An 11810-nucleotide genomic window follows, 5' to 3' on the forward strand; every position below is an offset into this window, starting at 1 on the left:
CACGAGAGGTCGATGCGTTTCTCGCCCTAGAGCCTGCTCAGGTCGATGACCGCGGCCATGGCGGCGTATCCGGCCGGGCTGGGATGCAGATGGTCGCCGCTGTCATAGGTCGGGTCCAGTGCGTCGGCGTCCGTCCTTGACACCAGCGCGCGTTCGAAGTCGGCGACGGCGTCGAATTCTCCGGATTCGCGGATCCAGGAGTTGACCGCCTCGCGGATGGCTTCGCCGCGTTCGCTGTAGTACCGAGCTCCCTTGTACGGCAGGAGCGTGCCACCGATGATGCGGACACCGTGGGCGCGTGCCAGGGCGATGAGATCGCGATATTCGGCGATCAGATGGTCCGCGGTGACTTCCGGGCTCGGTTCCAACCGTGGATCGCCGAGTTCGCTGGTCCCGATGTCGTTGATACCGGAGAGCAGGATCACCGTGCCCACGCCCTTCTTGTCGAGCACGTCCCGCCGGAATCGGGTGAGAGCGCGCTGACCAACGTAGACCGAATCGGACACCACCCGGTTCCCTCCGATTCCCGCATTCAAGACTGCCCGCGATTCGCCTGCGGCGGCGAGTCTTTCGGCCAGGACGTCCGGATAGCGGTTGTCGACGTCCATGGTGGCTCCCGCTCCGTCGGTGAGGGAGTCGCCGAAAGCGACCACACCTCGCCTACTCCCGGTGCCGCTGACCTCGACGTCGGACACGTAATACCAGGACCGGGACGACTCGGTGAACGACGCGCCGCCGGTGTCGGCGGCGTGATCGCCGACAGCGCGGTACGAGGTGGCGTTGCCTAGGAAGTGGAAGGTCGCCGGCCCGGTGTGATCCGCGAGGTAGAGCGTCACCGTGATCGGATGCAGCGCCGGAATCGACAGGTCGACCGCGTCACTGGTCTGCTCCGTGCCCGCCGGGATCTCCGTCCGCTGCGAGTGGCCGAAGAGCAGTTGGCGCAGGGTGCCCGGCAGCACCGCGGCCGGTCCCGCGGTGATGCCGACTGTCGCGGCCGTGATCCGCAACGGCCGGTCGCCGAATCTGTTGGAGAGGGTGATGCGGACCCGGTCGCCGCCGATGGTTGGGCGAAATGACTGCCGCACAGAGTGATTCGAGAAACCGGCCGTCGACCAGTTCGGCCCCCACACGTCCGCGGCGGCCGTCTGGGACGACGACCAACTACCGAGCCAATGGCGCTGCTCGCTCGAAGGGTTGCCGCAGGCCGCGGCACCCAGGACGAGTAGTGCCGTCACCGATGCCGACGCCAGTTCGGCTGTTCGAGTCTTCATCCGCACTCCGCTCGTGATACTTCGGTTGAAGTGAAGCTACGAGCTGAAAGTGAGCGTTGGAATGGCTGTTCGGCTCATATCAATGCCCGAATGACTCTGCAACGACACGGCCATGCCGACTTGGTCAGAGAGAGGTCAGATCCTCGAAACGGTGTGCAGTATTACCTGGCTCAGCTCACCGGAATGTATTCGGGCGGTCAGGTAGGTGTGATGCGGCTGTCGGCGTCGATCCGTCGGCGAGCCGGGATTGAGCAGCCGCAACCCGGTGTCGGTGACGCTGTCCCACGGGATGTGACTATGCCCGAAGACCAGCACGTCGGTGTCCGGGAAGTTTCGCGCGCACCGCTGCTCACGGCCCTTCGCGGGGCCGGTCTCGTGTACCACCGCCAGCCGCAGGCCGTCCAGTTCGGCGCGGGCGATCTCGGGTAGCCGGGCACGTAGTTCGGGTCCGTCGTTGTTGCCGTATACGCCGATCAGGCGCTCGGCGCGCGCTTCGAGCCGGTCCAGCAGCGCGACCTCCACCCAATCGCCCGCGTGCACGACAACGTCGGCGGCGTCGACCTCGTTCCATACGACCTGCGGCAGATCCCGCGCGCGCTTGGGCACGTGGGTATCGGAGATGATCAGCAGCCGCACGGACTCCGGTGTACCACGACGCTGAGGCCGCCCCGCGCCGAAACGCAGCGTGGTGCGCGAAGTGTCTGCACAGGTGAGCCCACTCGGCTTACGTCACACAGAACTCGTTGCCCTCGGGGTCGGCCATGGTCACCCAGGTGTACGGCCCCTGCCGCCCCTCGTGCAGGACTTTCGCTCCGATGCCGACCAGACGCTCGACCTCCGCCAATCGGTGCTCGTTACCCACCCGAATGTCCAGATGCATGCGGTTCTTGACCGTCTTGGATTCGGGGACGAGCTGGAAGAGGACACGCGGCCGGTCAGGATGGCGGATCGCCGTCCCTACCTTCCACACAAGCTTGCCCCGATGCGTGGTGGTGTCTTCCTCCGACGCCCGCCCCTGAGCGACCATGCTGCGGATGAACTCCTCGTCTTGGGGCTCCACCTCCCAGCCCAGCGCCTCCGCCCACCAGTCGGCGAGCGTGTGGGGGTCGGCACAGTCGAGGACGACCTGGAACTCGTATCCCATACCCGGAACCTTAGACCCCGCCTACGACAACTCCATGGTGCCTGCATGGGATGTGTGTCATCGACCGGTCCCGGCCTGGTGCGGCCTACTTCACCGTGATCGTGATCGTCTTCGACTGCGTCTTGGCGGGCAACTTGGTGGTGTCGATCATCAGTACCTCGCCCGAGTCCTGCACGCCGTTGACGAGGGTCTTGGCCTTCAGTCCGAACGGCGGCTGCTCACCGGTGGCGGCCTCGATGCCGAAGTCGCTGTCGTTGGCGATGTAGAGGGTCTTGCCGCCGTCGCGGGTGGCGACGCCCTCGATCTTGTCGTGGCCGAAGAACGTGCCGTCGGCGTTCAGGCCGTCCAGCAGGCCGCCGAGGTCCAGGTGGGACTTCTTGGTGACGGGGGTGATGCCCGCCTTCTGTAGCGTGGCGACGCCGTCGGCGGTGGGCACGGCGCCGACGAGCAGTTCCAGCGGCTTACCGTCGACCAGGAGGCCCTTCTCCGGATCATATTGCGCGCCCTGGACTTTCGCCTGCGGGCCGACATCGGTGGCGCCGGTGATGTCGATGGTCCACAGCTTCTTGTCGGCCTTGGGCGTCTTGTTGCCGTCGCGCTCATCGACGAGGAAGGTGGTGTTGCTCAACGCCGTGATCTCGGAGACCGCGAGCTTTCGCTTCGGGTCCTCCAGCGGATACACGAATTCCTTGACGTCCCGGGTCTTCAGATCCACGGTGACGATCCGGGTCATCGGGACCTCACGCGCCGACGCGACACCCGGCTGGCTCAGTGCGCTCTGCATGATGCCGACCAGCGTGTTGCCGTCCGGCGTAATGGTGAGCCCCTCCATGCCCTGGTTGGGAGTGCGCAACGAAAGCTCCATGGGCAGCCCGCGTCCCGGTGACAGCCGCTCCAACTCGGTGCCCTTGGCGTCGAAGTGCACGAGGAACGGCCCGTACTCGTCGGACACCCAGAAGGTGCCGTCGGGCATCGCGACCAGGCCTTCGGTGTCGATGCCGTGATCGGTGGGCGGCAGGACGTTTCCGTTGAGGTCGCGGATGGTCTCGCCGGTGCTCGCGGAGATGTCGACCTGGCCGTTGAACGGCTGACCGGCCGGGTTCTTCAGGGGGATGGCGGTTTCCAGCACCGCCGTGGAGCCGACGAGCTCGAACTTGCCGATGGCGGGCGTGAACGTCGGCACGGGCGCGAGTTTCTCGTTCTTGGTCTTGCCGTCCACGTTCGGACCGCGGTCGGTGAGACCGTAGAACTCGTCGGTCGATCCGGGTACCGGCGTAAACGCCGACCCGTACCCGCTGGCCTGCAGGCTAACGTCGCCGAAGTCGCCGAGCGGCGGCATATCGGTGGTGAACAGCCGCACGGCGTCGGTCGTGGTCACGGTGATGCTGTCGGACCCGGTGTACCCGGCCGCCGGGGTGTACACCACCGCACCGTCGGTGCGCCGGGTGATCGTGCCGTGCCGCGGATCTGCGATCGCGACCGCGGCGCTGCCGCCGGTCTCGGCCAGCAGATCATCCAGCGAGATCACCAGCGGCTGATCCTTGGTGGCGGTGAAGTCCCCGCCCGAACTCGACGACGAGCAGGCGGACAGAACAGCGGTCGCGCACACGGCAACCGTGACGAGTGCGCTTCGGGTACTGCGGCGAATTCTCACCAGCGATACTTACCATCCGAGCTCGACCACCAGTTGACGTCGAGCCGAACAGGCACCGCTCGATCCCCGCGACCATCCATCGGCGCCGGGCGGCCGCCCGTGCCGATATGAGTGCGCCGACGAACCCGCGGAGCGCGACGACATCGTGCTGACCGCACGGGAGCGGCAAGTGGCCGAAGTCGTCGCGCAGGGCCTCGGCAACCGGCAGATCGTCGCCTGACTGCACTCTCCCACCAAGGGCGGTAGCCAAGGTCACCGTGAAATACGCGGGCCCAGCGGCGAAGGCGGGTACCACCGGCCGATCAGAAGGCCGTGGCATCGGATGGTTGCACGCGGCGGTGGCGACTCCGGACCGGAAACGCGGAATCCTGCGCACCACGGACAGTCTCCCCACCGCCGCGTGCAATTCGGGTCAGCTGGTTACAGGCAGATGCTGAGCTCGATTTGGCCGACGGGGATGGGGAGGCACACTTCCACGGAGCCCGAGACGGGAGTGGCCGTGGTGGCATCCGCGGAGGCGATGCCGCCGCTGAGAGCGGTGGCGGAGAGCGCGAGCGCGGTGACCGCGAGCGGACGGATAATTCTGGAGGTCATGCAATCATCCTCGGTTGTACTTTGTGACGCGTCCCGGATTCGGAACGTGCCGATCACATCACGGGGCCGTGGACTGGGGCTTCGCCATCTGGAACATTCAGGGTTTTTCAAATCGTTATATGCAGACTGTGACGAATTAATGGTGAATGTTCACAAACAACGTCATGAATATGCACAATAATCCGGTCGATTAATCGCTGTTCTTTCGTCGCCCGACATCGAGTACTGCGCGGGCGTTGACCGCGGCGTCCGCGGCCAGATCGAGGTCGGCGTCGGGCAGGATCACCGTGTGGTTCTTCGCGCCGCCGAGGGCTTGGACTCGCGGCCAGCGAGGTGTCGCGCCAGCTCGGGAATGCTGCCGAGGCCGCGTCGATAGCGGTGCGGACGTCGGCCGATTACGCGCGGTTGCCCTCGATGTAGTCGGTGGTGTGCAAGGGAAGCCGCGGGTCGACGGCCATGTCGGCCCAGGTATGGCGCAACCACGCGTGGGCCGGGTCGTCGCTGATCCGCCAGGCGCGCTCCGGGCCGGGACCCGCCATGACGTTCAGGTAGTACATGTGGTGGCCGGGGGCGGCGATGGACGGCCCGTGGTAGCCGTGTGGCACCAGCACGACGTCGCCGTCGCGGACCTCCTCGAGCACATCGATGGGGCGCTCGGGCGTGCCGTAGACCCGGTGGTAGCCGAACCCCGGCGAGCCGTCCGCGCCGCGCGCGATTTCGAAGTAGTAGATCTCTTCCAACGGGGTCTCGGTCTCGGTGAGCTCGTCGTGCTTGTGCGGCGGATACGACGACCAGTTCCCGCCTGGGGTGATCACCTCGCAGGCGATGATCGACTCGGCGTCGAAGGTGTCGGCGGTGGCGAAGTTGTGCACCTGGCGGCTGCAGTTCCCGGCGCCACGCAGCTCCACTGCCACATCCGCCGCGGCGACATACCGGAACGGCAATTGCCGGTGTGCGCGGGCGCCGCCGAGTGCGAAACGCCCCCCGGCCGGGCTGGAGATCGTGTAGGAGCTGCCGCACCCGATATACGCGAAATCGGTCGGTCCATCGAAAACGCTTGTACGGCCATGCAATTCAAATGATTCACTGCCGCAGGCCACGCTGCACGAGCCGGATAGCGGAACCACGACGACCTCATCGTGGTCGGTATCGGCCCGATACGACCCTTCGGCGCCGAGTTCGATGACGTGCAGGCTGGTGTGGTCCCAACCGGCGGATTCGGGCGTCACCGCGACGAGATGCGGGGCGCTCGCGGCGCTGCGGGCCGGTAGGTAGTGCGTGCCGCGCATCGCGATCACCGTACCAAGGACACGGCTGTGTCGACGGCTCCGGCGACGTCGCCGTCGCGTGGATACAACAGTGCGCGACCGACGATCAGCCCCCGAACACCGGGCAGCGCAAGGGCTTTCGCCCAGCGGGCGTAGGTCTCCTCGGGCGCGGTCTGCGGGTCGCCGCCGAGCAGCAGAGTGGGCAAGGTTGTCGCGTCCATGACGCGTTCCATCTGCTCGGCGGCGGGCAGCTTCAACCAGGTGTAGGCCGAGGTGGAGCCGAGTCCCTGCGCCAAGTGGATACTCTTGATCACCGCGTCCGGCGACAGGTCGTTGACGACCTTGCTGCCCGGACCTGCGGGGCGGTGCGACATGAACGGCTCCAGCATCGCGACCAATCCGTGCGCGGCGAGTTCATCGATGGCGGCCGCGCTCGCGGTCATCATCGACAGGGTGCCGGGGTCGGTGAGATCGAACCGATTGAGCATCTTGGCGCCGTTGAGGCCCGCCGCCGCGGTGGCGGCAGCCGTGTAGGCGGTCATCCGGTCGTCGATTTCGAAGTCCGCGCCCGCGAGGCCGCCGCGATTCATCGAGCCGAACACGACCTTGTCTTCCAGCGCTCCGAGCAGCAGCAGATCCTCGATGATGTCGGCGGTACCGAGCACGCCGTCGACTCCCGGCCGGTGCAAGGCCGTGACCAAGCGGTCCAGCAGGTCTTTGCGATCGCTCATGGCATGCGGGTCGCCGGAGGCCGACAGGGCTCCGCGTGCAGGATGGTCCGCGGCGATGATCATCAATCGGCCGTCGCCGCGCACCAGTTCGCGGCGTTTGCGCGCTGCGAACGCCCGTGCGATCGCCCCGGGATCGGCGGCGCGGACCTCGGTCAGTTCGGCATACGACCGGATCGGCGGCGTGCTCCTGGGTGGAGCGGTCAGCGTGGCTTCGGTCATCGGATCAGGCCTTTCCAGTCAGCGACGGCGCGAGCTCCGGGTTCGGGTGGGCACGAGGACGGGCGTCTCCGCCTGGTCCGACTGTGCGTCACGACATCGACGGCTGTCAATGCTTTGTCCGGACATATTGACTTAATGACGTCCTTACGCTACGGCGTCCAGCAAGGCCTACGATGAAAGTGCCGGAGCCGACCGTTTCCCGAGGAGCCTTCCGATGCCCGCGCCCTTGGATATCCCCGTCGACCGGAACAGCCCGGTACCGATGTACTTCCAGCTCCAGCAGGCCATCGAGCAAGCGATCACCGAGGGTCGGCTGACGCCGGGCGACCGGATCGAAAACGAGATCGCGCTGGCCAAGCGCCTCAATGTGTCGCGCCCGACGGTCCGCCAAGCGGTCCAGGCCTTGGTCGACAAGGGGCTGCTGGCGCGCAGGCGCGGGGTGGGCACCCAGGTGGTGCAGAACCGAGTTCACCGCCCCGTCGAGCTGACCAGCCTCTACGACGACCTGCTCACCGCGGGCCAGGAGCCGACCACCGAATTGCTCGATTACCAGCTCGGTGCACCGGACGCCGATATCGCCAAGGAGCTGGGTGTAGCGGCGGACGCGCGCTTGGTGACCTTTCGCCGCCTGCGTCGTGCGGGCAGTGAACCACTGGCGATCATGACCAATCACGTGCCCGCGGAATACGCACCGGCACCCGACCAGCTCGAAGCGCACGGGTTCTATGAGTGCCTGCGCGCCAAGGGAATCCACATCACGATCGCGAGGCAGCGGATCGGCGCACGCAGCGCCACCCGCGCGGAGGCGCAGCTACTGGACGAGCGCACCAATGCGCCTTTGCTGACTATGCAGCGCGTCGCGTTCGACGATTCGGGGCGGCCGGTCGAGCTGGGTCGCCACGTGTATCGCGCCTCCCGGCACTTCTTCGACACCACGGTCCGGCACTGAGACGTTCGGCGAATTCGTCCGGACAAAGCTCCGCGCCCGTGGTCACCCGGTAGGCAAATCGGCGATCGGATCGCTCAGGGTTCTCTCGTTGCCGCGAACCGGCAGCAGGTCGGGCCGCTTGGCGGTGCGGCCGTCGCCGGAGGACCGTCCCGTGAGGCGGCGTCCTATCCAAGGTCCGAGAAAAGTCGCGGCCCAGCGCAGTTCGTCGGCCAACGAGCCGCTCGCGGCGAGCGGTGGCTCCAGGGGCCGACTCCAGCTGTCATCGCTGCCGGGCAGTCGCAGAGCGTGCGCGAGCGCGTCGGCGATGCGCTGATGGCCCAGCGGGCTGGCGTGCAGCCGATCCGGACTCCACAGCCGTGGATCGGTGACGACCGCATGGCGGGCGGTGTCGGCGACGATGACGCGGTGGCGTGCGGCGGATGCTCGAATCCGCTGGTTGAGTGCCCTGACGCGGCCGCTGATCGGACGGGCGAGCGGGGTGATCCGCGCGAGCTCCGGAAATGTCACGGTGGCCACGACCGCACCGTGGGCGGTGAGCTCGGCGAACATCGCGTCCAGATGACCGGCGACCTCGTCGGCGTCGAACCCGGGGCGTAACAGGTCGTTGACACCGGCGGCGACGGTGGCCAGATCCGGGCGCAGCCGCAGTGCGGCGTCGAGTTGCTCGGAACGGACCTGTCCGGCGAGCTTGCCGCGAACGGCGAGGTTGGCATACCGCAGCTCGGGGTTCGACGCGGCGAGGCGTTCCGCCAGGCGGTCGGCCAAGCCACGCAACCCGGTTCGGTCGTCGCCGTCACCGACGCCTTCGGTTTGGCTGTCACCGAGAGCGACGTATCGCGAGTACGTGCCGCTGGTCATGCGGCCGGGGCCGTTGGGTGCTGGTGATCGGCTGGCATGCGACTAAAATAAGACACAGAGAACTATTTGTCTATTTTGGGTCGGCCTACGGACGACGCGCCTGAGGTTGGTTCGCTACGGACTGGGCTGGGGCACGTTGCAATCCGTGATCTTGGGATTCAGGCCCAGGTAGTTCAGTGGACCGGCGACTACCGTCAGCGCGATCGTGCCGAAGCCCGCGCAGTTGATCGGGCCGCTGTCGAAGTAGTCGCGCTGGCCCGCCGCGATTATCCCGATGATCAGCCAGGCCAGGATCAGCAGACTGCCGAGGCTCATGTTCTTCACGTGCATCGTTCCGGTCCTTCTTGCGTGGATGAGCCGAGTATCCGTCCCAACCGGCGACACGCCCGCGACTTCGCACACCGATTGCGTGCCGCTGCGCCTGCGCTGCGATCCGATGTAGCGCCGGTGGTTCCCGTATTGCAGGTTCGACGTCCGGAGCAACCGACCAACAGGTACGTTCAGGTGCGAGACCGCTGCACAGCGGGTGCGGCGACGAAATCGGGAATGGTGGCGGGCAGGTCGCGCGGGTATCGAAGGGAAGTTTTCCGAAGAACAAGGAGGTGCGTGCAGCAGTGAACGACACAGATCCCGCGCCCCGGCTGGCGTGGCCCGCATTGCGAGTCGACGATTGGACTCCGACACGCGAAACCTTGCATATGTGGACGCAGATTGTCGGAAAGATCCGACTCTCCCACGCTCCCCTGGTCAATCACTGGTGGCAAGTCACGTTCTACGTCAGCCCCCGGGGACTGACCACCTCCGCTATCCCGCATGCGGCGGGTTCATTCGACATCGAGTTCGATTTCATCGACCATCAACTCCACATCCGTTCCAGCGATGGCCGGAACCGGCACGTTGCGCTGGCACCCAAACCGGTCGCTGCCTTCTATGCCGAAACCACTAACGCACTTGAAGAACTCGGAATTGCGGTGCGGATCCAAGCCAAACCCAACGAGGTCGATCCGGCGATCCCCTTCGCCGACGACTACGAGCATCGATCCTATGATGCCGCGGCCGCCACGATGTTCTGGCAGCAATTGATTGCCGCCGACCGCGTCATGCACGAGTTCCGATCGCGTTTCATCGGCAAGGTGAGCCCGGTGCATTTCTTCTGGGGAGCGATGGATCTGGCGTGTACCAGGTTCTCCGGGCGGACCGCACCGCGGCATCCTGGCGGTGCTCCCAACTGCGGTGACTGGGTGATGGTGGAGGGTTACTCCCATGAATTGAGCAGCTGCGGCTTCTGGCCGGGGGGTGGTGCGGAGGGCGCCTTCTACGCCTACGCCTATCCGGAACCCGACGGATTCGCCGATTACCGCGTCGGACCGCGGGACGCCTTCTACAGCAAAGACTACCGACAGTTTCTGCTGCCGTACGAGGCGGTGCGCACCGCCGCGGAGCCGGAGCAGGCGCTACTCGAATTCCTCGACACAACATATGCGGCCGCCGCCGAACTCGGCGACTGGGATCGCGCGGCCCTCGAGGCAGACCCGGGACGTTGGAATCACGTGCGCCGAATCAACGCATCCCAGCAGCGTCCGTGACCGACCGCCCAGACGTATCAGCCACCGAGTGTTACCACGGATGGCGTGTCCGGGAACTCGGACTCGACTCGCCCACCCGCCGGGCGAGCCGCTCCCTCGCCCGCACATGTGTACCCGCGCCGGAGATTCGAACGTCCGGTCATTCGGTGCCTCCACAGTCGGCACGGTCGATCTCGGCCATGTGTTCCTCGGCCCACGCGCGCAGCGCCGCGAGCGGAACGTCCAGGGACAGACCGAGATCGGTGAGCCGATAGTGCACGCGCGGCGGCACGGTGGGCTCGACGCGGCGTGCGACCAGTCCGTCGCGAGTCAAGTTCCGCAGCGTCACGGAGAGCATTTTCTGCGACACACCGGGCATGCGCCGCTGGAGTTCGGCGAAGCGCACCTCGCCCGGCGCGGCCTCGGCGAGCAGTTTCACCACCATCGAGACCCATTTCGTGCCGACGCGGTCGAGCAGCCGCCGGGTCGGACAGGCCGGATCGAACAGATCGCCGCGTGCCTCGGCGGGCTTACGCATGGGACCGGTAGTCACCTGGAACTCACCACCTGATTCGAACGTGCGGTCTTGGCAACGCCCAGCAGCCTACCTACGGTCACCTGGTAACGAAAAGTGACTAGGAGTAGGTATGACATCCACGTCTTCCGATATCTCGCTGCGCCGCGTCGCGACCAACGGCATCCACGTCAATGTCGCGATCGCCGGACATGGGCCCGCGGTGCTGTTGCTGCACGGGTTTCCGCACACCTGGCAGCTGTGGCGCGAGGTGATCGGGCCGCTCGCCCAACGCCATCGGGTGATCGCACCGGACCTCCGTGGCCTAGGGGCCAGTACGCGAGCGACCGACGGCTATGACGCGGCGAATCTGGCCGTCGACGCCGAAGGGCTGCTGGACGCGCTCGGCGAGCCGACCGCGGTGGTGGTCGGGATCGACGCGGGCACGCCGCCCGCCTTCCTGCTGGCCATGCGGCGGCCCGACCGGGTGCGGCGCCTGATACTGATGGAATCGCTATTGGGGACACTGCCCGGCGCCGAGGACTTCCTGGCGAGCGGGCCGCCATGGTGGTTCGGATTCCATGCGGTTCCCGGCCTCGCCGAGACGGTCCTCGCCGGAAACGAATCAGCCTATATCGACTGGTTTCTGACCGTCGGCACGCTCGGTCACGGTGTGCCAGGGCCGATTCGGGACGCCTTCGTCGACGCCTACGCCGACCCTGTGGCGCTGCGGTGCGCGTTCTCCTACTACCGCGCCATGCCGACCAGCGCCCAGCAGATCCGCGACGCCGTGGCGACCGCTCGGCTCACTGTGCCGACAATGGCCGTCGGCGCGCATCCGGTGGGTGACGCGCTGGCTCGGCAGTTGTCCCCCGTCACCGATGAACTGATCCATCATGTGATCCCCGGCTGCGGGCACATCATTCCACTCGACGCACCGACAACGCTGCTTCCGCTGCTCACCGATTTCCTTGCCGTCGACAGTGCTCGAGAGCATTCTTCGGCTCGCACGGCACGCTGCGGTCTGTCCGCCGATTGAGTCG

General features: G+C 66.4%; 13 protein-coding genes. 3 read left to right on the forward strand and 10 right to left on the reverse strand.

The features are described 5' to 3' along the window. Positions 1 to 26: 26 nt before the first annotated feature. The 7 genes from ON34_RS23850 to ON34_RS23880 form a co-directional block, all read right to left on the reverse strand. Positions 27 to 1271 (reverse strand): SGNH/GDSL hydrolase family protein, encoded by a 1245-nt coding sequence (locus tag ON34_RS23850; protein ID WP_040783229.1) that lies wholly within the window; start codon positions 1269 to 1271, stop codon positions 27 to 29. Between the two features lie 135 nt (positions 1272 to 1406). Then, positions 1407 to 1907: a metallophosphoesterase family protein gene (locus ON34_RS23855; protein WP_040783231.1), complete on the reverse strand. Its 501-nt coding sequence runs from the start codon at positions 1905 to 1907 to the stop codon at positions 1407 to 1409. An 88-nt stretch (positions 1908 to 1995) separates the two neighbouring features. After that, complete coding sequence (locus ON34_RS23860) at positions 1996 to 2415, reverse strand: VOC family protein (protein ID WP_040783235.1); 420 nt, start codon at positions 2413 to 2415, stop codon at positions 1996 to 1998. Between the two features lie 85 nt (positions 2416 to 2500). Further along, a complete protein-coding gene (locus ON34_RS23865; RefSeq protein ID WP_040783238.1) occupies positions 2501 to 4069 on the reverse strand; it encodes an esterase-like activity of phytase family protein in 1569 nt (522 codons plus the stop codon). Positions 4070 to 4489: 420 nt separating this feature from the next. Further along, entirely contained in the window at positions 4490 to 4663 is a 174-nt protein-coding gene (locus ON34_RS36870; protein ID WP_169333894.1) for a hypothetical protein, read from the reverse strand. A 395-nt stretch (positions 4664 to 5058) separates the two neighbouring features. Then, the gene (iolB, locus tag ON34_RS23875; RefSeq protein ID WP_040783497.1) at positions 5059 to 5952 is read right to left on the reverse strand and encodes a 5-deoxy-glucuronate isomerase; all 894 of its coding nucleotides are present in this window, start codon (positions 5950 to 5952) and stop codon (positions 5059 to 5061) included. Positions 5953 to 5957: 5 nt separating this feature from the next. Further along, positions 5958 to 6881 (reverse strand): Cgl0159 family (beta/alpha)8-fold protein, encoded by a 924-nt coding sequence (locus ON34_RS23880; RefSeq protein WP_040783243.1) that lies wholly within the window; start codon positions 6879 to 6881, stop codon positions 5958 to 5960. Between the two features lie 214 nt (positions 6882 to 7095). Between ON34_RS23880 and ON34_RS23885 the strand changes: the two genes are divergently transcribed. Beyond that, positions 7096 to 7830: a GntR family transcriptional regulator gene (locus ON34_RS23885; protein ID WP_040783245.1), complete on the forward strand. Its 735-nt coding sequence runs from the start codon at positions 7096 to 7098 to the stop codon at positions 7828 to 7830. A 42-nt stretch (positions 7831 to 7872) separates the two neighbouring features. Here the strand turns inward: ON34_RS23885 and ON34_RS23890 are convergent, their stop codons facing one another. Together ON34_RS23890 and ON34_RS23895 are read right to left on the reverse strand one after the other, a co-directional pair. Continuing rightward, a complete protein-coding gene (locus ON34_RS23890; protein ID WP_040783247.1) occupies positions 7873 to 8688 on the reverse strand; it encodes an SGNH/GDSL hydrolase family protein in 816 nt (271 codons plus the stop codon). A 114-nt stretch (positions 8689 to 8802) separates the two neighbouring features. After that, complete coding sequence (locus ON34_RS23895) at positions 8803 to 9018, reverse strand: hypothetical protein (RefSeq protein ID WP_245548169.1); 216 nt, start codon at positions 9016 to 9018, stop codon at positions 8803 to 8805. A gap of 326 nt (positions 9019 to 9344) precedes the next feature. Here ON34_RS23895 and ON34_RS23900 point away from each other — a divergent pair, with 326 nt between their 5' ends. Further along, complete coding sequence (locus tag ON34_RS23900; protein WP_051023058.1) at positions 9345 to 10274, forward strand: DUF5996 family protein; 930 nt, start codon at positions 9345 to 9347, stop codon at positions 10272 to 10274. Positions 10275 to 10413: 139 nt separating this feature from the next. Here the strand turns inward: ON34_RS23900 and ON34_RS23905 are convergent, their stop codons facing one another. Further along, positions 10414 to 10791, reverse strand: coding sequence for a winged helix-turn-helix transcriptional regulator (locus tag ON34_RS23905; RefSeq protein ID WP_040783250.1), 378 nt, complete (start codon positions 10789 to 10791; stop codon positions 10414 to 10416). Positions 10792 to 10900: 109 nt separating this feature from the next. On the opposite strand from ON34_RS23905, the gene ON34_RS23910 reads away from it, so the two are divergent. After that, the gene (locus ON34_RS23910) at positions 10901 to 11806 is read left to right on the forward strand and encodes an alpha/beta fold hydrolase (RefSeq protein ID WP_051023032.1); all 906 of its coding nucleotides are present in this window, start codon (positions 10901 to 10903) and stop codon (positions 11804 to 11806) included. The last annotated feature ends 4 nt before the right edge of the window (positions 11807 to 11810 follow it).

The sequence above is a fragment of the Nocardia pneumoniae NBRC 100136 genome (assembly GCF_000308755.1).
GTDB classification, from domain to species: domain Bacteria; phylum Actinomycetota; class Actinomycetes; order Mycobacteriales; family Mycobacteriaceae; genus Nocardia; species Nocardia pneumoniae.